This window comes from Shinella sp. S4-D37 (genome assembly GCF_040812195.1).
Classification (GTDB): domain Bacteria; phylum Pseudomonadota; class Alphaproteobacteria; order Rhizobiales; family Rhizobiaceae; genus Shinella.
Window position 1 is genome coordinate 2,653,248 of record NZ_JBFNXL010000005.1, and the last position, 23,748, is coordinate 2,676,995.

The 23,748-nt window shown below is 65.6% G+C and carries 23 protein-coding genes and 1 pseudogene; 18 read left to right on the top strand and 6 right to left on the bottom strand.

The window, feature by feature from the left end:
- The first annotated feature begins 260 nt into the window (after window positions 1-260).
- The 8 genes from AB3G45_RS20515 to ligD all read left to right on the top strand — a co-directional run bounded on the left by AB3G45_RS20515 (window position 261) and on the right by ligD (window position 9,605).
- Complete coding sequence (locus tag AB3G45_RS20515) at window positions 261-515, top strand: DUF982 domain-containing protein (protein ID WP_367832301.1); 255 nt, start codon at window positions 261-263, stop codon at window positions 513-515.
- A gap of 128 nt (window positions 516-643) precedes the next feature.
- Window positions 644-1,567 (top strand): cytochrome c oxidase subunit II, encoded by a 924-nt coding sequence (coxB, locus tag AB3G45_RS20520; RefSeq protein ID WP_367833632.1) that lies wholly within the window; start codon window positions 644-646, stop codon window positions 1,565-1,567.
- Window positions 1,564-4,083 (top strand): cytochrome c oxidase subunit I, encoded by a 2,520-nt coding sequence (ctaD, locus tag AB3G45_RS20525; RefSeq protein WP_367832302.1) that lies wholly within the window; start codon window positions 1,564-1,566, stop codon window positions 4,081-4,083. Before coxB ends, ctaD begins: the two co-directional genes overlap by 4 nt.
- A 5-nt stretch (window positions 4,084-4,088) precedes the next feature.
- A complete protein-coding gene (locus tag AB3G45_RS20530; RefSeq protein ID WP_367832303.1) occupies window positions 4,089-4,469 on the top strand; it encodes a hypothetical protein in 381 nt (126 codons plus the stop codon).
- On the top strand, window positions 4,466-5,095 hold the full coding sequence (locus AB3G45_RS20535) for a cytochrome c oxidase assembly protein (protein WP_367832304.1): 630 nt from the start codon (window positions 4,466-4,468) through the stop codon (window positions 5,093-5,095). Before AB3G45_RS20530 ends, AB3G45_RS20535 begins: the two co-directional genes overlap by 4 nt.
- A complete protein-coding gene (locus AB3G45_RS20540) occupies window positions 5,089-6,135 on the top strand; it encodes a c-type cytochrome (protein ID WP_367832305.1) in 1,047 nt (348 codons plus the stop codon). The genes AB3G45_RS20535 and AB3G45_RS20540 overlap by 7 nt, the downstream gene beginning before the upstream one ends.
- Window positions 6,136-6,207: 72 nt before the next feature.
- Window positions 6,208-7,059 carry a Ku protein gene (locus tag AB3G45_RS20545; protein WP_367832306.1) on the top strand — a complete coding sequence of 284 codons (852 nt, stop codon included), beginning with the start codon at window positions 6,208-6,210 and terminating at the stop codon, window positions 7,057-7,059.
- Between the two features lie 2 nt (window positions 7,060-7,061).
- The gene (gene ligD, locus AB3G45_RS20550; RefSeq protein WP_367832307.1) at window positions 7,062-9,605 is read left to right on the top strand and encodes a DNA ligase D; all 2,544 of its coding nucleotides are present in this window, start codon (window positions 7,062-7,064) and stop codon (window positions 9,603-9,605) included.
- A 1-nt stretch (window position 9,606) separates the two neighbouring features.
- Here the strand turns inward: ligD and AB3G45_RS20555 are convergent, their stop codons facing one another.
- Window positions 9,607-10,404, bottom strand: coding sequence for a Ku protein (locus AB3G45_RS20555; RefSeq protein ID WP_367832308.1), 798 nt, complete (start codon window positions 10,402-10,404; stop codon window positions 9,607-9,609).
- Window positions 10,404-10,625, bottom strand: coding sequence for a hypothetical protein (locus AB3G45_RS20560; RefSeq protein WP_367832309.1), 222 nt, complete (start codon window positions 10,623-10,625; stop codon window positions 10,404-10,406). The genes AB3G45_RS20555 and AB3G45_RS20560 overlap by 1 nt, the downstream gene beginning before the upstream one ends.
- A 113-nt stretch (window positions 10,626-10,738) precedes the next feature.
- Here AB3G45_RS20560 and AB3G45_RS20565 point away from each other — a divergent pair, with 113 nt between their 5' ends.
- Together AB3G45_RS20565 and AB3G45_RS20570 are read left to right on the top strand one after the other, a co-directional pair.
- The gene (locus AB3G45_RS20565) at window positions 10,739-11,359 is read left to right on the top strand and encodes a flavodoxin family protein (RefSeq protein ID WP_367832310.1); all 621 of its coding nucleotides are present in this window, start codon (window positions 10,739-10,741) and stop codon (window positions 11,357-11,359) included.
- Window positions 11,360-11,363: 4 nt separating this feature from the next.
- Entirely contained in the window at window positions 11,364-11,882 is a 519-nt protein-coding gene (locus AB3G45_RS20570) for a cupin (protein WP_367832311.1), read from the top strand.
- Between the two features lie 4 nt (window positions 11,883-11,886).
- On the opposite strand, the gene AB3G45_RS20575 is transcribed toward AB3G45_RS20570, so the two are convergent.
- Window positions 11,887-12,564 carry a GntR family transcriptional regulator gene (locus tag AB3G45_RS20575; RefSeq protein WP_367832312.1) on the bottom strand — a complete coding sequence of 226 codons (678 nt, stop codon included), beginning with the start codon at window positions 12,562-12,564 and terminating at the stop codon, window positions 11,887-11,889.
- 181 nt (window positions 12,565-12,745) lie between these two features.
- Here AB3G45_RS20575 and AB3G45_RS20580 point away from each other — a divergent pair, with 181 nt between their 5' ends.
- From AB3G45_RS20580 to AB3G45_RS20595, 4 genes are all read left to right on the top strand, one after another.
- On the top strand, window positions 12,746-13,777 hold the full coding sequence (locus tag AB3G45_RS20580) for a proline racemase family protein (RefSeq protein WP_367832313.1): 1,032 nt from the start codon (window positions 12,746-12,748) through the stop codon (window positions 13,775-13,777).
- A 122-nt stretch (window positions 13,778-13,899) separates the two neighbouring features.
- A complete protein-coding gene (locus AB3G45_RS20585) occupies window positions 13,900-14,163 on the top strand; it encodes a hypothetical protein (protein WP_367832314.1) in 264 nt (87 codons plus the stop codon).
- A gap of 201 nt (window positions 14,164-14,364) precedes the next feature.
- Window positions 14,365-15,738, top strand: a complete 1,374-nt coding sequence (locus tag AB3G45_RS20590; RefSeq protein ID WP_367832315.1) for a M10 family metallopeptidase — start codon at window positions 14,365-14,367, stop codon at window positions 15,736-15,738.
- A gap of 206 nt (window positions 15,739-15,944) precedes the next feature.
- A complete protein-coding gene (locus AB3G45_RS20595) occupies window positions 15,945-16,280 on the top strand; it encodes a hypothetical protein (protein ID WP_367832316.1) in 336 nt (111 codons plus the stop codon).
- A 143-nt stretch (window positions 16,281-16,423) separates the two neighbouring features.
- On the opposite strand, the gene AB3G45_RS20600 is transcribed toward AB3G45_RS20595, so the two are convergent.
- Both AB3G45_RS20600 and AB3G45_RS20605 read right to left on the bottom strand, forming a co-directional pair.
- The gene (locus AB3G45_RS20600) at window positions 16,424-16,864 is read right to left on the bottom strand and encodes a DUF3597 domain-containing protein (RefSeq protein ID WP_367832317.1); all 441 of its coding nucleotides are present in this window, start codon (window positions 16,862-16,864) and stop codon (window positions 16,424-16,426) included.
- A gap of 122 nt (window positions 16,865-16,986) precedes the next feature.
- Window positions 16,987-17,298 carry a GMC oxidoreductase gene (locus AB3G45_RS20605; RefSeq protein WP_367833633.1) on the bottom strand — a complete coding sequence of 104 codons (312 nt, stop codon included), beginning with the start codon at window positions 17,296-17,298 and terminating at the stop codon, window positions 16,987-16,989.
- 1,062 nt (window positions 17,299-18,360) lie between these two features.
- Between AB3G45_RS20605 and AB3G45_RS20610 the strand changes: the two genes are divergently transcribed.
- The 3 genes from AB3G45_RS20610 to AB3G45_RS20620 all read left to right on the top strand — a co-directional run bounded on the left by AB3G45_RS20610 (window position 18,361) and on the right by AB3G45_RS20620 (window position 21,710).
- Window positions 18,361-19,902: a BCCT family transporter gene (locus AB3G45_RS20610; protein ID WP_367832318.1), complete on the top strand. Its 1,542-nt coding sequence runs from the start codon at window positions 18,361-18,363 to the stop codon at window positions 19,900-19,902.
- A 132-nt stretch (window positions 19,903-20,034) separates the two neighbouring features.
- Window positions 20,035-20,412 (top strand): helix-turn-helix domain-containing protein, encoded by a 378-nt coding sequence (locus AB3G45_RS20615; RefSeq protein WP_367832319.1) that lies wholly within the window; start codon window positions 20,035-20,037, stop codon window positions 20,410-20,412.
- A 74-nt stretch (window positions 20,413-20,486) separates the two neighbouring features.
- A complete protein-coding gene (locus AB3G45_RS20620) occupies window positions 20,487-21,710 on the top strand; it encodes a mechanosensitive ion channel family protein (RefSeq protein ID WP_367832320.1) in 1,224 nt (407 codons plus the stop codon).
- A 91-nt stretch (window positions 21,711-21,801) separates the two neighbouring features.
- Here the strand turns inward: AB3G45_RS20620 and nhaA are convergent, their stop codons facing one another.
- A complete protein-coding gene (nhaA, locus tag AB3G45_RS20625; protein ID WP_367832321.1) occupies window positions 21,802-23,151 on the bottom strand; it encodes a Na+/H+ antiporter NhaA in 1,350 nt (449 codons plus the stop codon).
- 190 nt (window positions 23,152-23,341) lie between these two features.
- Here nhaA and AB3G45_RS20630 point away from each other — a divergent pair.
- A pseudogene (locus tag AB3G45_RS20630) lies at window positions 23,342-23,620 on the top strand (STAS domain-containing protein); the annotation flags it as partial.
- Between the last annotated feature and the right edge of the window lie 128 nt (window positions 23,621-23,748).

Genomic DNA, 23,748 nt, shown 5'->3' on the forward strand with positions numbered 1-23,748 from the left:
CTTGTCCCCGGCCTGAACCTGCAGCGCCACTGCAAAAGCCAGCCTCTGCCCCGCAAGCAGGTCGTTCGATCGTGTGAGAGGGTTGCGTAGCGGACCACCTCTGGCGCGGCCCTGCTCGAAAGCCCCGATCCTGCGCGCGACAGGCACCGCCGATCCCGTCGGCGGTGTCCGCCTGTCCAGCCGGCTCCCCAAAGCGGATGGAACAATTTTCGCCATTCCTGATTGTGGGAGGGAGGAAGGCAATCGCGCGGGGTTTCGACATGGAAAGCGCTCATGACTGGCCGATGCCCGTCGTTCTGGCCAATCCGGAGGCGGAAGCGTTCGTGGTGGTGCGCAACTCTCTCGAGGCGGCCGCCTATCTTTTGGATTTCTGGCCCAAGCAGCACGGCTCCGCCTTCTACCAGGCCATTCGTCTTTGCGCGGACGCGCTCGACGGCGAGGTGGCCGACGCGGACGTGCGCGACGCGTTTCTGGCGGCCGCGCACGACGCGAATATCGCCATCACCCTGCATTGACGCTTGATTGACCCTTGCCGACCCCGCGCGGCGAGCCATATCGCCCCTGAGGAAACCTCGTCTGGAGCACCGCCATTCTTCGACGCGCCCTGCCCTTCCTGCCGATCCCGCTGAGCGGCTGTTCCGGCATACAGTCGGCGCTCGACCCTGCGGGCGCGGAGGCGGCGGACATCTACGCGCTCTTCCTCGTCATGGTCGCCGGCGGCGCGCTCGTCTGGCTTGCCGTCGTCGGCCTTCTCCTTTACGCCGCGCGGCGGCGGGAGGCGCCCTGGAGCGAGGCGGCCGCCGGGCGGCTGATCGTCTGGGGCGGGGTCGCCTTTCCCGTCGCCGTGCTGCTGGCGCTGCTCTCCTACGCGGTCTGGCTGATGCCGGCGATCAGGCCTTGGATGGCGCATTCGGCGCCGGGGGCCGGGCCGATCGCGGTGACGGGCGAGCAATTCTGGTGGCGCATCCGCTATCCCGCCGAAAAGGACATGCCCGCCTTCGAGACCGCCAATGAACTGCGCCTTCCCGTCGGCGCGCGCGCCGTCTTCACGCTCACGGCGCGGGACGTCATCCATTCCTTCTGGATACCGGCGCTCGGCGGCAAGATGGACATGATCCCCGGCCGCACCAACACGCTCTCGCTGCTGCCCACACGGACCGGCGTCTTCCGCGCGCCCTGCGCGGAATTCTGCGGCGCCTCCCACACGCTGATGGCCTTTTCCGTCGTGGTGATGGAGCCGGAAGCCTATGCTGAATGGCGCCGGGCGCAGGCGCGCGGGACGCCGGCAACGGAGAGCGAAGGCGAACGGCTTTTCACCCGCCACGGCTGCGCGGGCTGCCATGGCCTGCGCGGCGTGGCGGGAACCGCGAGCCTCGGCCCGGACCTCACCCTCTTCGGGCAGCGCGGGACGGTCGGTGCCGGCACGCTCGCCAACACGGCCGAAAACGTCGCGCGCTTCATCCGCAATCCGCAGGCCCTCAAGCCCGGCGTGCAGATGCCGGCCTTCGACATGCTGCCGGACGAGGAGATCGCCGCCATCGCCGACTATCTCGTGGAGCTCGAATGACCGACGCGGCAAGACCGGAACTCTCGAAACAGGAGCGGGCGGCGCAGGAGGCCGAGCTTCGCGCGGTCTGGCGCACGCCGTCGGGCTGGCGCTACTGGACCTCGGTCAACAACACCGAGATCGGCCTGTGGTACGGCGCGGCGGCCTTCCTCTTCATGCTGTTCGCCGGGGTGCTGGCCCTTCTGGTGCGCGTGCAGCTTGCCGTGCCGGACAACGACTTCCTCTCCGCCGACACGTTCAACCAGGCCTTCACCCTGCACGGCACGGTCATGATGTTCCTCTTCGCCGTGCCGATCTTCGAGGCGGTGGCGATCTTCCTCCTGCCCTCCATGCTCGGCGCGCGGGAGCTGCCCTTCCCCCGCCTCTCGGCCTTCGGCTTCTGGAGCTTCGCGCTCGGCGGCGTCTTCGTCTGCGGCTCCATCTTCTTCGGCGCGGCGCCCAATGGCGGCTGGTTCATGTATCCGCCGCTCGCCACCGACAAGGACACGTCCGGCATCGGCGCCGACATCTGGCTGCTCGGCCTCTCCTTCATCGAGGTCGCCTCGATCGCCGCGGCGGTGGAACTGATCGTCGGCATCATGAAGTGCCGGGCGCCGGGCATGCGCATCAACATGATGCCGCTCTTTTCCTGGTATCTCCTCATCGTCGCCGGCATGATCCTCTTCGCCTTCCCGCCGCTGATCGCCGGCGACATCCTGTTCGAGATGGAGCGGATGTTCGACTGGCCATTCTTCGATGCGGCGCGCGGCGGCGATCCCCTGCTCTGGCAGCACCTCTTCTGGATCTTCGGCCATCCGGAGGTCTACATCATCTTCCTGCCGGCCATCGCGCTGATGGCGATGATCGTGCCGACCTTCTCGCAGCGCCCCATCGTCGGCTATTCGTGGATCGTGCTCGCCGCCGTCGGCACCGGTTTCCTAAGCTTCGGCCTGTGGGTGCACCACATGTTCACGACGGGCCTGCCGCAGATCTCGCTCGCCTTCTTCTCCGCCGCCTCGCAGGCGGTCGCGATCCCGACCGGCGTGCAGATCTTCGTGTTCATCGCCACCATGCTCGCCGGCCGCGTTATCTTCTCCGTGCCGATGCTGTTCGGCGCCGGGGGGCTGGCGATCTTCATCATCGGCGGCCTGACGGGCGTCATGGTGGCGCTCGTGCCCTTCGACTGGCAGGCGCACGACACCTATTTCATCGTCGCCCACCTGCACTACGTGCTGATCGGCGGCATGCTCTTCCCGGTCGTCGCCGGCATCTACTATTACTATCCCCTGCTGGGCGCCAAGAAACTCTCCGACAGGCTGGGCAAGATCGCCTTCTGGCTGATGTTCTCCGGCTTCAACCTCGCCTTCTTCCCGATGCATCTCGCCGGGCTGCGCGGCATGCCGCGGCGGGTCTTCACCTATCCGGCCGGGATCGGCTGGGACTGGTTCAACCTCCTGTCCACCATCGGCGCCTTCGTCTTCGCCGCCGGCGTCGCCCTCGTGGCGATCGATGTCGTCAGGCCCAGGCACCGCCAGCCGAAGGGCGAGCAGAACCCGTGGAACGCCGGCACGCTGGAATGGATCAGCGAGCCGGAGGAAAAGTGGGGCGTGCGCTCCATCCCGGTCATAAAAAGCCGCTATCCCATCTGGGATCAGCCCGGCATCATCGACGACATCAAGGCCGGCCGCTTCTACCTGCCCGACGCGAAGGACGGCGCGCGCGAGACGCTCGTCACCTCTGTGCTCGATGCCGAGCCCGTGCAGTGCCTGCGCGTCGGCGGCACCTCGGTCCTCAGCATCCTTGCCGCCTTCTCGCTGGGCGGCGTCTTCATCGCGCTCACCTTCCACTGGTGGATCGTGACGATCGTCTGCGCGCTGGCGACCCTTGCGGCCCTTATCGCCTGGCTCTGGACAGGCACCGCCGTCATCCCCCGGCAGGAGATGCGCGACGTCGGGCTCGGCACGACGCTGCCGCTCTATACGTCCGGGCCGCAATCGGTCGGCTGGTGGGCCATGTTCATCACCATGGCGGGCGACGGCACCGCCTATGCCAGCCTGATGTTCGGCTATTTCTTCTACTGGACCATCCACAAGGATTTCACGGCCGGCCATGCCGGGCCCGGCATGCTGTGGCCGCTCGTGGCCGCCGGCCTCTTCACGCTGGCCTGGCTCGCCATGCTGCTGGCGCGAGGGGCCAATGGACGCGACCGGCCGGCCCTCACGCGCCTTTGGCTCGTCATCTCCCTGGTGCTGACGCTCGCGGCGGGTTGCGCCGGCCTTGCCGGGCCCTATCTCACCGGCATGGACCCGACCGCCCATGTCTATCCGGCCATCGTCTGGGTCGTCGCCCTGTGGACCGTGGCGCATGGCGGCGTCGGCGTCGTCATGCAGCTCTATTGCCTTGCGCGCAGCCTTGCCGGCCGGATGGACGCGCGCCACGACATGGATCTCGTCAATGTCGTGCTCTACTGGCACTTCCTCGTCATCACCGCGATCACGTCCTTCGGCGTCATCGGCCTGTTTCCGGGATCCAGGTGATGCCCATGCGCCTGATCCCGAAGGAAATCGAAAGCCTCTGGACCCTCTTCACGGCGCCGACCATCTGGGCGCTGCATTTCCTCGCCTGCTACGTCACAGTCGCGGTGACCTGCGCCAGGGCGGACGCCGCCCCCTTCTCCTTCGAGGCGATGCGCCTTGCGCTCGGCCTCGTCACCGCGGCCGCCCTTGCCGGCATCGTGCTCTCCGCCTTCCTCGCCTGGCGGCAATGGGGCTTCGGCTCGGGCGATCCGCCGCACGACGAGCCGACCCGCAGGGACCGCCTGCTCTTCCAGGGGTTCGCAACCCTGCTCCTCTCCGGCCTCAGCTTCGTGGCCGTGCTCTTCGTCGCCGTGCCGCTCGTCTTCATCGGGACCTGCCAGCCATGACGACCCTCGCGCGCATCCTCGGCCTCGGCCTCCTCGCCCTTTTCGGCACGGCGCTCGTTGCCAGCTTCGGCAGCGGCTCGTTCACGGCCCACATGATCGTCCATATGGGCACCGTGGCGGTCGCCGCGCCGCTCATCGCCTATGGACTGCGCGGCACGCGGTTCGATCCGCCGCCGGGCACGAGCCGGATCGGCCCGATGCTCGCCTCGCTCATCGAGCTTGCGGTCGTCTGGTTCTGGCACCTGCCCGTCCTGCGGGAGATCGCCGAGGCGAGCCTCGCCGTGACCCTCGCCGAGCAGGCAAGCTTCCTTGCGGCGGGCGTCCTGCTCTGGCATGCCTGCTTCCGGCCGGGGGAAGGCCGGCTTGCCGGCACGGTCGGGCTCCTCTTCACCTCCATGCACATGACCCTTCTCGGCGTTCTGCTGGCGCTCGCGCCCCGCCCCCTCTACGGCGAGGGCGGCGTCACCTGCCTCGGCATTTCCCTTACGGCCGCCGCGGACCAGCAGATCGGCGGGGTCGTCATGCTGATGGTCGGGGCGCTCGCCTATCTTTCGGGCGGCATCCTGCTGCTTGCCGGCATCCTGCGGGACGATGCGGGCCTGCCGGCGGAGAAACCGCGATGCTAATCGGCTGGAGACATGTCGCCGGCCTCGTCGTCGCGGGCGCCCTGGGTGCGCTCATCGTCGCCTGGTCCGGCATCATCGGCGTCGGCGCGAGCACCGGCCACTGGAAGGCGACGGACTGGCTCCTGCACTGGGTGATGCGCTCCTCGGTCCGGACCGCGGCGATCGGGACGCCGGTCCCGGCCTTCACTGCGGGCATGCTGCCGATGGCGGCGGGGCATTTCGAGGCGGGCTGCGCCATCTGCCACGGCTCGCCGGCCCGGCCGCGGCCGGAGAGCGTTCGCCACATGCTGCCCGCCCCGCCGGACCTCACGGACAAGATCCCCACCTGGAGCGATGCCGAACTGTTCCGGATTGTCCAGCACGGCGTGCGCTTCACCGGCATGCCGGCCTGGCCGGTCGCCGGGCGCGCGGACGAGGCCTGGGCCATGGTCGCCTTCCTGCGCCGCTACCCGGAACTCGACGCGGCGGCTTACAGCGATCTCGCGGGCCTTGCCGCGGGGCGGCCGGCCGGGGCCGAGGGCGTCGCCGCGACATGCGAGGGCTGCCATGCGCCGGGGCGGCTCGACGCGCAAAGCCTCATCCCGCGCCTTGCCGGCCAGTCCGCCGCCTATCTCGAACAGGCGCTCGCCGCCTATGCGGAGGGAGGGAGGGCAAGCGGCGTCATGGCCGTCGCGATGGAAAAGCTGGACGACGGGGACTACCGCGCCCTCGCCCGCCATTTCGCCGCCCGGCCCGCAGGCGTTGCGCAACCAGCCTCCGGCGACACGTCGCGCGGCGAGATGCTGGCCCTCACGGGCGACGCGGAGCGGCGCATTCCCGCCTGCCTCTCCTGTCACGACAAGGCGGACGCCAATCCCGCCTTTCCCCGCCTTTCCGGCCAGCCGGGCGCCTATCTCGAAAACCAGTTGACGCTCTTCACGGCCAAGGTGCGCGGCGGCGGTCCGTTCCGCGAGGTGATGACGAAAGCCGCCGCCAATCTCGAAGCGGACGACATTGCCGCCCTCGCCGCCTATTTCGCCGGCCGCAACCCGACGCCCTGAGGCCGGCGCCCCTCTGCGGGGAACATTCCGGCCCGGCCGGCATTGCCTCCGCTTTGGAACGGGAGAATGCGCGTGGCGCCGAGAGCGAACTGGAAAGGCTTCCTGAAGGTGGGCGAACTGGTCTGTCCGGTGGCGCTCCATACCGCCGCATCGACCGGCGAGCGCATCGCCTTCCACATGCTCAACCGCAAGACCGGGCACCGGCTGCACCGCGAGTTCATCGACAGCGAAACAGGCAAGGTCGTGGAGCGCGAGGACCAGGTGAAAGGCTACGAAACCGGCGAGAACGATTATATCGCGCTCGACCCGGAGGAAATCGCCGCCGCGGTGCCCGAAAGCGACAAGACGCTGGAGATAGAGGCCTTCATCGCCTGCGACGAGATCGACGACCTCTATTTCGACAAGCCCTATTATCTCGCGCCCTCCGACCGGCACGGCGCGGAGGCTTTCGCGCTCATCCGCGAGGGCATGAAGGCGAGGAAGGTGGCGGCGCTGGCCCAGACCGTGCTCTTCCGCCGCGTGCGCACCCTCCTCATCCGCCCCGCCGGCGACGGCCTCGTCGCCACCACGCTCAACTACGACTACGAGGTCCGCTCGGCCGAGGAGGCCTTTTCCGACATCCCCGCCATCAGGCTGAAGGGCGAGATGCTGGAGCTTGCCGAACATATCATCAGGACGAAGAGCGGCCGCTTCGACCCGAAAAGCTTCGACGACCGCTACGACGCGGCGCTGGCCGAGGTCGTCAAGGCGAAGATCGAGGGCCGGAAGATCAAGCCCGTCAGGCCGAAGGCCGAGGGCAAGGTCATCGACCTGATGGACGCCCTGCGCCAGAGCGCCGGGAAGGACGGGAAGCCCGCGAGGCGCAAGGCGAAGAAGGCCCCGGCTGCACGCAAGACGGCGGCAAGCCGCCGCAAGGCAGGGTGACGATGGCGACGCTGGACGTCTACCGGCAGAAGCGGGATTTCAAGGCCACGGCCGAGCCGCGCGGCAGGAAGGCCCGCAAGGGCGGCCACAGCTTCGTCGTCCAGAAGCACGATGCGACACGGCTGCACTACGATTTCCGCCTCGAAATGGACGGCGTGCTGAAGAGCTGGGCCGTGACGCGCGGCCCGAGCCTGGTGCCGGGCGAGAAACGGCTGGCCGTGCATGTGGAGGACCACCCCCTCGCCTATGGCGACTTCGAGGGCACGATCCCCAAGGGCGAATATGGCGGCGGCACCGTCATCGTCTGGGACCGCGGCACCTGGGAGCCGATCGGCGATGCGCGAAAGGCCTATGCCAAGGGACACCTGGAATTCACGCTCGACGGCGAGAAGCTGCACGGCCGCTGGCACCTCGTGCGCATGCAGGGCAAGCCGGGCGAGAAGCGCGAGAACTGGCTGCTGATCAAGGGCGACGACGAGTTCGCCGTGCCGGAAGACGAGGACGACCTGCTCGACGAACGCCCGGAATCGGTGAAGACCGGCCGGGGCATCGCCGATGTCGCGGGAGAAGCGCCCGGCTGGTCCTCGAAGACGGGCCGCATCCGCAAGTCCGCGCGGAAGAAGGCGGAGCCGAAGAAGGCCGGGCCGGAGCCGGAAGCGCCGGACGCGAGCGGCCTTGAGGGCGCGCGCAAGGCGAAGCTGCCGGACTTCCTGCCGCCGACGCTCGCCACGCTCGCGAGCGCGCCGCCGGCGGGCGAACGCTGGCTGCACGAGATCAAGTTCGACGGCTACCGGCTTCAGGCGCGCATCGAGGCGGGCCGGGTAAAACTCCTCACGCGCAGCGGGCTGGACTGGACGAAGAAGTTCGGCAAGGCCGTGAGCGCGGCGCTGGCGGCCCTTCCGGCCGGAACGGCGCTGATCGACGGCGAACTGGTGGTCGAGACGGGCGCCGGCGCGTCCGACTTCTCCGCCCTCCAGGCCGATCTCAGCGCCGGGCGCGACGACCGCTTCACCTTCTACGTCTTCGACCTTCTCCATCTCGACGGCTACGATCTGACCCGCCTGCCCCTCGAGACGCGCAAGGCGCTCCTCGAAAAGCTGGTGCCGGCGACGGACGGCATCCTGCGCTATAGCGGCCATTTCGACGAGAACGGCGCACTGGTGCTGCGCCATGCCTGCCGCCTGAGCCTCGAAGGCGTCGTCTCCAAGCTGCGCGACGCGCCCTACCGGCAAGGCCGCAGCAAGGGCTGGGTGAAGTCGAAATGCTCGGCCCGGCAGGAATTCGTGATCGGCGCCTATGTGCCCTCCACCGTCTCGCGCCAGGCGATCGGCTCGCTGGTGCTCGGCGTCTATGAAAACGGCGCGCTGAAGCCGGTCGGCCGCGTCGGCACCGGCTTCAGCGCGCTTGTGGCCGCCGATCTCTTCAAGCGCCTTTCGCGCATGCGCACGGACGAGAGCCCGTTCGGCCGGAAGCTGACGGCGGAGGAGGCGCGCCAGGCCCGCTACGTGCGGCCCGAGCTGGTGGCCGAGGTGGAGTTCCGCGCCTGGACCGCCGACGGCCATCTGCGCCATGCCTCGTTCCGTGGCCTCAGGGAAGACAAGCCGGCAAGGGAGGTCGTCGCCGAAATGCCGAAATCCGGGACATCGACCGCACCGAAAGCGGAAAAGCCGCCGCGCCGCACCGTGCGCCTCACCCATCCCGACCGCGTCTACTGGCCCGGCGAGGGCGTCACCAAGGAAGGGCTTGCGGACTACTATACCGAGGTCTGGCGCCATATCGCCCCGCATATCGTCGGCCGGCCGCTGGCGCTGCTGCGCGCGCCCGCCGGCATCGAGGGCCAGGCCTTCTTCCAGAAGCACGCCTGGAAGGGGATCGATGCCAATATCGTCGCGGTGCAGGATCCCGCCGAGAAGGACGACGAGCCCTATGTCGCCATCGAGGATCTCGACGGCCTGATGGGCCTCGTGCAGTCGGCGGTGCTGGAGATCCATCCCTGGGGCTCGACGCTCGCCGACTGGGAGCGGCCGGACCGCATCGTCATGGACCTCGATCCCGGCGAGGGCGTTGAATGGCAGGCGGTCGTCGAGGCGGCCGAGGAGACGCGCCGGCGCCTTGAGGCGGCCGGGCTCAACACCTTCGTCAAGACCTCCGGCGGCAAGGGCCTGCATGTCTGCGCGCCCCTGAAGCCCTCGGCACGCTGGCCGGCGGTCAAGGCCTTCTGCAAGGGCATCGCCGATGCGATGGCGAAGGACGCCCCGGAGAAATACGTCTCGACCATCACCAAGTCGAAGCGCCGCGGCAAGATCCTCATCGACTACCTGCGCAACCAGCGCGGCATGACGGCGGTCGCCCCCTATTCGACGCGCGCCCGCCCCGGTGCGGCCGTCTCCATGCCGCTCGCCTGGAGCGAGCTCAGCGCCGATATCGGCCCGGCCTATTTCACGGTGGAGAACGCGCCGACGCGCCTTCAGGCGCTGGCCGCCGACCCCTGGGCGGACTTCGACAAGGCCGCCGAGCCGCTGAAGACCGGCAAGGCGAAGGGCTGAGCTATTTCCCCTTGCCTTCCGCCTTGATGCTCCTGCGCAGGGCATCCATGATGTTGATGACATTGCCCGACGTCGGCGGCGGCGTCTTCGGCTTTGCCGGACGTTTGCGGCCCTTCTTCTTGGCCGCGATGATGTCGAGCAGCCGGTCCTGCACCGGATCGTCCGCCATCTTCGGGTCCCAGGCCTTGGTGCGTTCCTTAATCAGCGTCTTGACCAGCGCCAGGGCCTTCGAGCCCGGCTTCGCCGCCTTCAATCCCGAAAAGTAATCCTCCTGCTCGCGCACCTCGTCGCCGTAGCGCAGCGTCCAGACGACGATGCCCTTGCCGCGGGGCTCCAGCATCACCGCGCGCTCGCGCCGGTAGAGCACCAGCCGCGAGATGCCGACCGTGCCCGTTACGGCCATCGCCTCGCGGATGACGGAAAACGCCTCCTCGCCCACCGTGTCGTTCGGCACCAGGTAATGCGGGGAATCGTACCAGATCCATTCGATGGTCTCGCGCGGCACGAAGGTCTCGATGTCGATGGTGCGCGTGCTTTCCAGCGCCACCGCCTCGATCTCCTCGTCCTCCAGCATCACATAGTCGTCCTCGCCGCGCGGATAGCCCTTCACCTCGTCGTCCTCGTCCACCGCCTTGCCGGTGACGGCATCGACATAGCGGCTGACGACCGGGTTGCCCGTCCTGCCGTTGAGCGTGCGGAAACGGACCTTGTCCTCCTGCGAGATCGCCGGCGACATGGCGACCGGGCAGGTGACGAGCGAGAGCTTGAGATAGCCCTTCCAGAAGGCGCGCGGCGCCATCAGCCCTTCCCTTCGAGCGGCAGGTGTTTCGACAGGGCGAAGCGCTCGGCGAAGGCTATGTCATCCTGCGTGACGACGGGGATGGGATCGGAGAGGATGGCGAGCAGCGTCTCGCGCGAGATCTCGTTCTCCTCCAGCGCGTCCATCAGCGCGCCGCGCGTCTCGCGCTCGGCGCGCAGCAGCGCCGCCAGTGCCAGGATCAGTCTGTCCTTGTTGTCCATGGAAACCTCCGGAACCGGATATCTGGAGGCCTAATGCGGCATTGGCGCATCGGTTCCCGGAACAATCGGCGGACGGAGCGGTTCGTACTCGATCCAACCATGGCGAGGCGAACATGACCCTGACAGCGCTGGCGCTCAACTGCACCCTCAAGACGAGGAGCGCCGAGGCTCCCTCCTCCACCGACCGCATGCTGAAGCTGCTTGCCGCCGCCATGGAACCGCTCGGCGTGACCACGGATTTCCTGCAGCTCGCCGATTTCGACATCAAGCCGGGCGTGACCTCGGACGAGGGCAACGGCGACGACTGGCCGGGCATCCGCCACAAGATCCTCGACGCCGACATCCTCGTCATGGGCACGCCGATCTGGATGGGCCAGCCGTCGAGCGTCTGCAAGCGGGCGCTGGAGCGCATGGACGCCTTCCTGGAGGAGAAGGACGACAAGGGCCGCATGGTCTCCTACGGCCGGGTCGCCGCGGTCGCCGTCGTCGGCAACGAGGATGGGGCGCATCACGTCTCGGCCGAGCTTTTCCAGGCGCTGAACGACGTGGGCTTCACCATTCCCGCCAATGCCGTGACCTATTGGGTGGGCGAGGCGATGGGCTCGGTCAATTTCGTCGATCTTGAGGACATTCCCGACGTCGTGCGCTCGACGCTCGATCTCGTCGCCCGCAACACGGTGCACGCCGCCCGTCTCCTGAAGGAGAGACCCTATCCCGGCGAGGAGGCCTCGTGAGACGATGGTGAAACAACCGGAAACGCTGTTCTTTCCCGCCAGCGAATGGGTGCCGAACCATCCGTTCCTGCCGGTGCTGGTCTATCGCGACGTGCTGGCGGCAGGGGCGGCGGATCGCGCGGCCGCCTTCGAGCGGCTGTTCCGGGACGCGGGCTGGCAGGGCCTCTGGCGCAACGGCGTCTTCTCCTACCAGCACTACCATGTCGGCGCCCATGAGGTGCTCGGCATCGCGGAAGGGAGCGCCGAACTCCTGATCGGCGGGCCGGAGGGCGCGGTGCTGCAGGTGCGCGGCGGCGATTGCCTGGTGCTGCCGGCCGGCACCGGCCACAAGCGCAATTCGGCAAGCGGCGACTTCCTCGTGATCGGCGGCTATCCGCCCGGCCAGTATGCCGATATCGAGACGGCCGCCCCGACCGACGGCGAGCGGAAGATCATCGCCACCCTGCCCGTTCCGCAAAGCGATCCGGTCTACGGCTCCGCCGGCCCGCTCGTCTCGCTTTGGCGCGAGGACGGCGCGGCGTAGGCCGCTACGGCATCCTGGTTTTCGGCAGGTGCTCCAGGAGGGAACGGCAGGCCCCCATGATGTGCTCGTGAACGAGCCGGCCCGCCCGTTCGGCGTCGCGCGCCTCGCAGGCATCGAGGATTTCCCGGTGCTCCCTGTCGGCGATCTCCTTTCCGCGCGAAAGGGTGAGCTGGATGCGAAGAAACCGCTCCAGCCGGTCGTTGACCGAGCGGATGGTGGTGACGAGGAACGGTCTCTGCGCGTCCTCGTACAGGCAGCTGTGGAATTGCCAGTTGAGCTGCGCCCACCGCGCGACGTCCGTTTCCGCGGCGAAAGCCTCGCAGAAGGCGCGCGCGCGCGCGAACGTCTCGTCCCCCATGTGCGGGATCGAGAACCGGATCGCCGACGCTTCCAGGATGGCCCGCACCTCGAAGATCTGCGCCAGTTCCGGATCGGAGACGCTGGTGACCACTGCGCCGCGATTGCGATGGAACTCGACCAAGCCCTCCGCCTCCAGGCGCTTCAGCGCCTCGCGCACCGGGATCTTGCTGACGGTGAACAGGCGGGCCACTTCGTCCTGGCGGATCGGCTCGCCCTGGTCGAGCGAACCGTCGGTGATCGCGTCGCGAAGGAAGGTCAGGATGATGTCGGATGCGCTGGGCGCCTTGCCCAGGTTCGGCACCTTCGCGGTCACAAGCGGCATTTCGAACTCCGGGTCGTCATCGAAAGACGGAAATCGAGGTAGCGATTATCATGGACGATCTCAATGTCCAATCCGCTTGCGCGGGGAAGCGGCCCTTGACGTATTTCGTAGATCGTATACGTTTTTTGGACCAAAGACAATATACAGCCGGTGCGCCGCAGCGCGCAAGAAGGACAAGACCATGCGTTCCTCCAAGATCGTCCATATCGTCAGTTGCCACGCGGAAGGCGAGGTCGGCGACGTCATCGTCGGCGGCATCGCGCCGCCGCCCGGCAATACCGTCTGGGAACAGTCGCGCTGGATCGCCGAGGACCAGACGCTGCGCAACTTCGTGCTCAACGAGCCGCGCGGCGGGGTCTTCCGCCATGTCAACCTGCTGGTGCCGCCGAAGAACCCCAGGGCGCAGATGGGCTGGATCATCATGGAGCCGGAGGACACGCCGCCGATGTCCGGCTCCAACTCGATCTGCGTGGCGACGGTTCTCCTCGACAGCGGCATCATCCCGATGACCGAGCCGGAGACCCGCATGGTGCTGGAAGCCCCGGCGGGCCTTGTCGAGGTCGTGGCGGAGTGCCGCAACGGCAAGGCCGAGAAGATCACCGTCACCAACGTCAAGAGCTTCGCGCAGAAGCTCGGCGCCAGGCTGGACGTTCCCGGCCTCGGCACGATCACCGTCGACACGGCCTATGGCGGCGACAGCTTCGTGGTGGTCGATCCCGCGGAGATCGGCCTTGATCTTTCGCCCGAGAATGCACGCCTGATCGCCGAGACCGGGATCGGGATCACCAATGCCGCCAACCGGCAACTCGGCTTCTCGCATCCGGAAGACACCGGCTGGAACCATATCTCCTTCTGCCTCTTCGCCGGCCCCCTCCACCGCGAGGATGGCGGGCTTACGGCCAAGTCGGTCGTGGCCATCCAGCCCGGCAAGATCGACCGTTCTCCCACCGGCACGGCGGTGTCGGCGCGGATGGCGATCCTCCATGCCCGCGGCGAACTCAAGGAAGGCGAGACGCTGACGGGCATTTCCATCATCGGTTCGAAATTCGTCGGCAGGATCGTCAGCGAAACGACGATCGGCGGGCAGAAGGCGATCGTCCCCTCGATCACCGGCCGCGCCTGGATCAGCGGGACCTCGCAGCTGATGCTCGACCCGTCCGACCCCTATCCGGGCGGCTACAAGCTGTCCGACACCTGGCCGATGCTGGGCTAGCGCGCAAGAGCCGACGCTGCCGGGTGACCGCGCCGGCAGCGTCCTGTGGCTTTGCGCTCCTCGCGAAGATAGGATAACCGTGCCTTTGCGGCGACCGCCGCCTGCATCCGTCGAGGAAGACCATGGCCAAGAAACCCAAGCTCGAACATTCCGAACTGTCCGGCGAATATACCGAGGACAGCGTCACCGTTCTCGTCGACATCTTCCGGCCGGCCGGAACGCAGGGAGACTGGAAGCTGGAGGTCGTCACGGAGAAGGAAGACCTCTTCGAGTGGGACGAGCCCTTCGCGACCGACCGGGAGGCCTTCGACGAATTCCTCGCGACCGTGGCGCGCGACGGCATCGCCTCGTTCCTCGAAGAGGACGACGTGCCGACGACCCATTGACGGCGCGGCCGCCCGGTCCCCTTCCCGGCGAGAAGCGCGAAATAACCAAATTTGTTCTTCCACGCGTGAATAAGCCTTCTTGCATGAACGTTTCCCCGGCAATGGGATACTCTCGAGCCGGTCATGCCGGCGCGGCCCGACAGCAGGATACCAGACCACCGACAGCACCGATCCGGCACGTTTATCGAAGGGACACGGACAATGACGGGAACAGGCAAGACGACCAAGACGGTCTTCGCGACGGGATCGCAATTCATCGATTCCGTGCTCTACGGCACGGCCTGGGGCGGCACGACGATCACCTATGCGTTTCCAACCTCGCCGGGCAGCTATTCCTACACAAGGGAAAGCAGCAGCAATTTCGGCACGATCTCGGCCATGCAGAAGAAGGCCGCGCTCTTCGCCATGGAAACGAGCTTCGGCAACAAGGCCAATGACGGCTTTTCCGTCGAGGGCTTCACCAACCTGAACTTCAAGGCCGGCTCGACCGGCACGGCGACGCTGCGCTTCGCCCAGTCGGACGTGCCCCCGACGGCCTATGCCTATCTGCCCACCGGGCACGAGACGGGCGGCGACATCTGGTTCGGCACGCAATATATCGGCACGGTCAACGACTACCGCACGCCGAAGGCCGGCAACTATGCCTGGCACACCATGCTGCACGAACTCGGCCATGCCCTCGGCCTCAAGCACGCCCACGAGACCGGCGGCTTCGGCGCCATACAGCCGGAATGGAACACGCCCGAATACACGCTGATGACCTACAACGCCTTCGTCGGCGATAGCGGCGGCCCGTACAAATACGAGGAGTTCGGCGCCCCGCAGACCTTCATGATGGCCGATATCTACGCGCTCCAGCACATGTACGGCGCGGATTACTCGACGAACAAGGGCACGACCGTCTACAAGTGGAAGCCGGGCACCGGCGATACGTTCGTCAACGGCAAGGTCGCGATCGACGCCGGCGGCAACCGCATCTTCGCCACCATATGGGACGGCGGCGGCAAGGACACCTACGACCTTTCCGCCTACAAGACCGGAGTCGAGATAGACCTTCGGCCGGGCTCCTATTCGGTGTTCAGCGATATCCAGCTTGCCAATCTCGGCGGCGGGCCGAACGACGGCTTCGCCCGCGGCAACATCTTCAACGCGCTCGTCTTCAGGGGCGATCTGCGCTCGCTCATCGAGAATGCCAAGGGCGGCGCGGGCAACGATACGATCTTCGGCAACCAGGCCAAGAACCACCTGATCGGCAACGGCGGCAACGACAAGCTCGGCGGCATGCTCGGCAATGACAAGCTCAACGGCGGCACGGGCAACGACACGCTGACCGGCGGCAAGGGCGCCGACGACTTCATCTTCAAGAAAGGCTACGGCCGCGACACGATCACCGACTTCAAGAACAATGTCGACGACATCGACCTGCGCTCCTACGATTTCTCCAGCGTCAAGAAGGTGCTGGCGAAGGCCGACCAGGTCGGCAGCGACGTGCATATCGAGCTCGGCGGCAACGACGTCCTGATCCTCAAGAAATTCGACCTCGACAATCTCGACAAGGCGGATTTCATCCTGTGACGCGAAGGCGGCCCGGCATCCGCCGCCGGGCCTCCGCCGCGCACGGGCCGCGATGCGAACTGTTGCAAATCCGCACGTTTGACGCGTCTTCGCGCGGGAGGGCGGCAAAGTTCGCGCGGCGGCGATTCCCCTTTCCGGCGCGCTGCGCTATGGCGATGCCAGGCCCGCAGTCGCGGCCGCACCGAAGCCCCAAGGAAATGGCACCCATGAACTCCCGCATTGCAATTCTGGCAGGCGTCGCGCTTGCCCTCGCCGGATGCACCACCGCCGTCATCGCGTCCAACCCGCTGCAGGCCCGCTGGAACGGCAAGACCGCCGGCAGCTTCTTTGCGGCCTACGGCCCGCCGATCTCCGACACGGCCGGCATGGGCGGCACGACGCTCTACAAGTGGCGCGGCGGCTTTGCGAAGGGCAAGTCCTGCACCGTGGAGCTGACGGTGAACGAGGCCTACCGGATCAACACCATCCGCGCCGTCGCCGACCGCGTCGATCCGAAGGGCGGCCCGACCCATTGCGAGAAGGTGCTCGACGCGGCCTCGTAAGCCGCGGCCCGGCAGACTTCGCGAGGGCCGCGTGCTTGCCGATTTCTACGACCTGGAAAACCGGTGGGAACGTTCGCCTGAAAAGTGCCGCGCGATGCGGCCGCAAGACCCGCCGGCGCATCCGGCGGGCATTGCGCTTTTGATCAGTCGAGCAGGTCGGCGGGCACCTTGCCGCCGTTGTCGGCGAGGGCCTTCATGAGGGCCTTGTGCAGCCAGATGTTCATGCTGGCGGAATCGCTCTTGTCGCCGGTATAGCCGAGTTCGTCGGCCAGTTCCTTGCGCTCCTGAAGGCTGGCATCCATGCCGAGGGCCTTCATCATGTCCACGATGGAGCGGCGCCAGTCGAGCTTCTGGCCGTTCTTGGCGACGGCCGCGTCGAGGATCGCGGCGACGTCCACCGGCTGGCTCGCAGTAGCGGCAACGGGCTGGCTTCCGGTCGACGTCGCCACCGCCTCGTTGCTGACGGTCGGCGTCGCGGACATATCCGCCGTCACCGGCTTCACGGCCTCGGCCGTAACGGTCTGCGCCGGCTTCTCCTCCGCCTTGCCGAAAAGCTTTTCCTTGATGGAACTGAAGATACCCATGTCTTACTCCCTGTTGATCTCTGCCGGCTCTCACACGGCAAGACCAAAATAGAGGCATTGCTCATCATTTCAATGAGGCCTGTGCGATGGACAGGCACAAATACATGACGGGCAGTCCTGCATCACCGGGCGGGACCGCCTCCCGGCGTGCCGGTGCGCCTGTCCGTCCCGCGCCTGATCATATCCGCGGCTTTCTCGCCGATCATCATGGTCGGCGCATTGGTGTTGCCGCCGAGGAGCACCGGCATGATGGACTTGTCGGCAACACCGATGCTCCGAGCCGTGAAGTGCTGGATGGCGTGGTCGGTGCGCACCCCAAGGTAGGTCCTATGGGGAGCATCCACGAGGCGGCAACGCCCAGCTTCCGCCAGGATTTCCCAAATTTTTGATTTTATTGATAAAAACAGCCGTGGCTGGGGCGCCAGGATTCCCAGCTAAGGAATCCAGCTCATTTGCAAGCCTTTGAGAAGGTTAACAAATCCCTTTCACCTAATATACCGTTACGACAGTCTTGTACTACAATCCGGTACGACAGTCCGGTGGAAAATTCTAAATAAGATACCCTCCATCAGCGGCAAGCGAAAATGCGGAAATAATTTCCGCCTAGTTGAGGTGCGCCCGGTCGATATTCATGGGCCGGAAAGCTCAAGACAAAACAGACGGAGCGCATGGATCACACTCTATGCACTCCGCCGCACGCACGCGACATGGCTGCGTGGGGGGGAGGCGCTGGTTCGCCTTCCCGCCGGCAAGACCGGAAAAATGCCTGTTCCAGCACTTGGCGTGCCTATCCGCGCGGCGCGGTAGAAGTCGACAACCACCAAACCGACGCCACCGATCCGGTCGATGACACGATTGATCCGAGGGCTAAAACCAGTATCCGATCGGATGGAACCTCGCTCATCTCCCGACACTTACGTGGGCAGCTTCGACCAGAGGAAGACCCATGAGCCACGCTTTGATCCCGATGCCTATCGGGAACTGAAGGGCAAGATCGAGCATTCGATCCGGTCCGGCAGGGAGCACCTTGCGTCTACTATCCATTCAAGCCGCCAAGCAATCCCGTCGAGACGCAAAGTCCCTCATTCAAACGAAGCGAGCGATCAGCGGAAAGATCAGAAGGAACGAAATAATCACGCAAGCGACGTTTGCGGCAACATTTGCGATGCGCTCCACTTTTGTTTCGACTGAGCTCATCCGCTATCCTCGTGACTGATGAAGTTGTAATGAAGGCACACGCATCGTGCCTTTTCGGGGTCCAAGATTATACAAGCCTACCCCGCTTCATTCCGCAAGCCCATAGCCGACCATCCATCGGCCGGGACCGGACGAGCGCTCTACGAGCAAGAGAACGATTGGCTTCCCGCGCCAAGAATGCCGCCGCTTTTTTGCCACAGATTTGCCATGCCCGGCCATTCGTGGAATAACGACACTTCATTCCAACTGGAGGAATTGTGTCCGAATAGGCCTTCGGACCAAAGCGAAAGGAATTGCCAATGAGCGAGTTGAACGAAACCGACTATGAGGTCGGCCAAGACAACATCGAGATATTCGGCCTCGACATACACAACCCGGTTTTCTTCGTCTCCGGTGGCATCATCGTTCTTTTCGTCTTCATCGCCGCAATCTTCCAGGGTCCCGTAACGGAGTTTCTCGGCTGGCTTCGACCGGCGGTCACGGACTCTTTCGACTGGTTCCTCGTCATAGCGGGCAACGTCTTCGTCCTGTTCTGCATCGTATTGATCTTCACGCCTTTCGGCAGCATCCGGCTGGGCGGCAAGGACGCCACGCCTGACTTTTCCTACACCGGCTGGTTCGCCATGCTGTTCGCCGCAGGCATGGGCATAGGCCTGATGTTCTACGGCGTTTCGGAGCCGGTTTCGCATTTCACGTCTTCCTTTGCAGCCGATGCGGGAACGCCCGATAGCTGGGCGCCACTGGGCGGAGCGCCGGGCGACGCCGACGCGGCGCGGCGCCTTGCCATGGCGGCGACGATATATCACTGGGGCCTGCATCCCTGGGCGATGTATGCCGTCGTCGGACTGGGCCTTGCCTTCTTCGCCTACAATCGCGGCCTGCCACTGACCGTGCGCTCCGTCTTCCATCCATTGCTCGGCGAGCGTGTCTGGGGCTGGCCCGGCCATGTCATCGACGTGCTGGCGGTCTTCGCGACCCTGTTTGGCCTCGCAACCTCTCTCGGCATTGGCGCCGGGCAGGCCAATGCCGGCCTCAACCATCTCTTCGGGATGCCGATCACGGACACCTCCAAGGTTCTGCTCATCATCGGCATCACCGGGATTGCCCTGTTCTCGGTGGTCGCCGGCCTCGACGCCGGCGTGAAGCGGCTGAGCGAGATCAACATGGCGCTGGCCGCTCTCCTGCTGCTCTTCGTCATCCTCGTCGGGCCGACCTTCGCCATCGTGACCGGCTTCTTCGACTATCTTACCGCCTATCTCGTGAACCTGCCGGCCCTCTCGAATCCGGTCGGCAGGACCGACCAGCATTTCTTCGACGGCTGGACCGCCTTTTATTGGGCCTGGTGGATATCCTGGTCGCCCTTCGTCGGCATGTTCATCGCCCGTGTTTCGCGCGGCAGGACGGTGCGGGAGTTCCTGGTCTGCGTGCTGCTGATCCCATCGGCGGTCTGCGTACTATGGATGACGGCGTTCGGGACGGCAGCGCTCAACCAGGTGATCGAACAGGGATCGAGCGCCGTTGCCGATGCCGCGCTCGAACTGCAGCTCTTTGTAATGCTGGAGGGACTTCCGCTCTCGGCGATCACATCGTTCCTCGGAATCGTGCTGGTCGTCGTATTTTTCGTCACCTCCTCGGATTCCGGCTCACTGGTGATCGATACGATCACGGCCGGCGGCAAGGTCGACGCGCCGGTTCCGCAGCGTGTGTTCTGGGCGATCTTCGAAGGGCTGGTGGCAATCGTCCTGCTGCTGGCCGGAGGTCTTGCCGCATTGCAGGCCGCCGCCCTGACGACCGGCATACCGTTTGCGCTCGTGCTGCTCGGCATGTGCGTGGCGATCTAGAAGGGTCTCTCCACCGAGAGAGAAAAGCTGCAGGCTGCTTAGGACTGTCCTCGTTACGTCCTCGCGAACGTCCCCGACCCGCTCGGGGACTGTTCCCGCTGTTTTCCATTCCGACAGATTGGAGAATGAACCATGTTTGGCAACAATATTGCTTCCGATTGCGACGACACCCTCGGCGGCCGTATCTCAATGGCCCGAGAGGCATGCCGCCTTTCCGCCGAGGAGGCCGCTGAGCGTCTCGGCGTTCTTCCGGCAAGCTGGAATGCCTGGGAACGCGACCGCGACGTCCCGCGCGCCAACAGGCTCGCGATGATGGCGGGCATTCTCGGCGTCAGCCCCTCCTGGCTCCTGACCGGCCTTGGGGCCGGCCTCTCGGAACAAAGGCCCGATGATGATCCAGCCGAGTTGCGCCGGGCAGTCCGTCAGGCTGAAGAAGATATCGAAGCGCTCAACAGGCGCATGCGCCAGATCGCATCGCGCCTCGAAGACGAAGACGGCGCGCAGCCATAGGGCTCGCCGCCGGCCACCGTTCCTTTTGGCGGCAGATCCCACAAGGGGCGTCGCTCAGACATTCAGGGCTACCAATGATCTCGAACTTTGCCAATATCCACCCAATCCTGACGACCGGGATGGCCCTCCTCGTTCTCGCATTTGCCGCGCTGTTCGCCAATTATGTGGTCAAGGCGCTGCTGGTGCGTGCGCTCAATCGCGTGCTGGCCTTCACCGCCTACGGCCGCGATCCGGAATTGCGCCGGCACGGCCTGATCGAGAGGCTTGCGAATATCATGCCGGCACTCGTCATCTCGGCAGGCATCGCGCTCGTGCCCAACCTGCCCGCCTTCGTCGTCGTCGTGGTGCGCAACGTCTCCAGCGCCTTCATGATCCTGACGGTCGCCATGGCCATCAGCGCGGCCCTCAACATCGTCGACACAATCTATCACCGCCGGCCCGATGCGCGGCTCAAACCCATCAAAGGCTATATCCAGGTCTTCAAGATCGCGGTCTACGTCATCGCGGCGCTGCTGATGATCGCCACGCTGATCGACCGCTCGCCGCTGATCCTGCTATCCGGTCTCGGCGCGATGGCCGCCGTCCTCATTCTGGTTTTCCAGGACACGCTGCTGTCGCTTGTCGCCGGCATCCAGATTTCCTCCACCGACATGGTACGTGTCGGCGACTGGATCGAAATGCCCGGCCAGAACGCCGACGGCGATATCGTCGAGATCGCTCTTCACACCGTCAAGGTCCAGAACTTCGACAAGACCGTCACCACCATCCCGATCCGCAAGCTCGTCACCGAGCCGGTGAAGAACTGGCGCGGCATGCAGGAATCGGGCGGCCGGCGCATCAAGCGCGCGCTCCATCTCGATCAGACCAGCATCCGCTTTCTGACGGCGGATGAAGAGCAAAACCTCTCCAGGCTCGACCGGCTGGAAACCTACCTGAGGCACAAGCAGGAAGAACTGGCCGAATGGAACGGCAAGCTCGGCGAGCGTGCCCGCATCCCCGCCAACACGCGCCGCGCCACTAACATCGGCACCTTCCGCGCCTATGTGGAGAATTACCTGCGCAGCCATCCGGGTGTCCATCAGGGCATGACGATCATGGTGCGCCAACTCCCACCGGAGCCGGAAGGCTTGCCGCTGGAGATTTACTGCTTCACCAACACGACAGCCTGGGCCGTCTACGAGGGCATCCAGTCGGACATATTCGATCATCTCCTGGCGATCCTGCCGGAGTTCGGCCTGCGCGTGTTCCAGAACCCCACCGGCAGCGACCTTCAAGCGCTCTCAAAGATGTCCGCGTGAACGAACCGGCTTGCGTATAGGCCCCTCCGACGGCGCCGAACTCCCATGAGAGATGGCTCGAAATTCCGGCTTGGCAGGATATCAACGGAGGCTATGCCCTCTGTCGGTCCTTGCGGGCATAGAGGTAGCCCCATCCCAGCCCCAGCAGCGCCGAGACGACCGACCCCGCAAGCACGCCCAGCTTCGCGGCGGCGAGCATGCCCTCGTCGGTGAATGCCAGCATCGAGACAAAGATGGACATGGTGAAGCCGATGCCTCCCAGCAGCCCGATGAGCAAGATGCCGCCCCACCCCATGCCGGGCGGCAAACGGCACAGGCCGAGGCGCACCAGCAGCCAGCTTACCGAAACGACGCCGAGCGGCTTGCCCAGAACGAGGGCGATTCCGACACCGGCCATCACCCAGAGCGGAGCGCCACTGGCAAGGTCGACACCGGCGAAACTGACTCCGGCATTGGCCAGCGCGAACAGCGGCATCACCCCATAGGCCACCCACGGATGCAGGGCCGCCTGCACGCGCACGACGGGCGGAAGGAGTTCCCGCTGGGTGCGGCGCAGTTCCTTGAGCGGACCGGCCATATGATCAGTTTTTCCGTTCTGCTCCAGCCCCAGCAGCTCGTTGGCGATGCGCGACAGGGCGTCCAGCGGCTTTTCACGCAGGCTCACGGAGGTAACCGGCGTCATCAACCCCAGCACGACGCCCGCCAGCGTCGGATGCGCGCCGGTCATCAGCAGGCCGGACCAGATGACCGCTCCCGGCACCACATAGACATAGGCCGACCCGACGCCCATTCTCTGGAGGGCGAGCACCATGATGATGCCAAGGGCGGCAACGGCAAAGCCGCTATATTCCAGACCGCCGGAATAGAAGAAGGCGATGATGAGGACGGCGACGATATCGTCGATGATCGCCAGCGTCAGAAGGAACACACGTACATTGCCCGGTATGGATTTGCCGAGCAACGCCAGAACGCCGACGGCGAAGGCGATATCCGTGGCCGTTGGAATGGCCCAGCCTTGCGCCTGCGAGCCGGAACTGTTCAGGGTTAGGTAGACCAACGCCGGCACAACCACGCCGCCCATAGCCGCCGCAATAGGGAGGAACGCCTGACGCAGGTCGCTCAGTGCGCCCTCGTGCATCTCCCGCCGGATCTCCATGCCGACGACGAGGAAGAACACGGTCATCAGCGCGTCGTTGATCCAGAAATGGAGAGGCCGGTCGAAAACGAATTCCCCCAGCCCCACCGAGAAGGACATGTGCCAGAGGAGATGGTAGCTTTCCGAGAAGGCGGAGTTCGCCCAGACGAGGGCGACGGCCGCCGCGACCATCAGGACCGCGCCGCTGACCGCCTCGATATGCAGGAAGCGCTCGAGGGACGCGAGCGCGCGTTCGGTGAGAATCTGGGCATGGCGGCGCTTCTGCGCAGGATAAGTGCGTTTCATGGATACGGTCTCTCCGCGCGGCGGCCCGACCTGCGCATAAAACCTGCCTACCCACTCCATGCGGTGACACCCGAATCTCTTCTAGCAAACCGAGGCCGGTTTTCCAATCGCAAGAGCCTCCCGTATGGGCCGGATTGCGCTCAACCAGTTACCCTCGGCATCAATGTGACACATCCGCGCCGAGCGCACCTATCAGGTCGACGGGCAAGTCTTCTTCGCTTCGGCCGAGAGCTTCGTCGCCGCCTTCGATTTCGGCGAGACGCTGCGCAAGGTCACGATCGACGTCTCGCAGGCCCATCTGTGGGACATCACCGCCGTCGGCGCGCTCGACAAGATCGTCCTCAAATACCGCCGCCAGGGCGTCGACGTCACGGTCGCCGGCGTCAACGAGGCGAGCGCGCACATGCTCGACCGCTTCGCTCTGCACGACAAGGAGCATGCAGCCCTGTCCGCAGGAGCGGACCAGTAGGCCCGATTCCGCAGCCGCTCGGGACTCGCTTCCATTGGAAAGCGCTCGTCTTCAAATTCCGACGCAGTCCCACCACGGATTCATTCCGAAACATAGAAAGGCCCGGCTTCGGCCGGGCCTTCCAATTC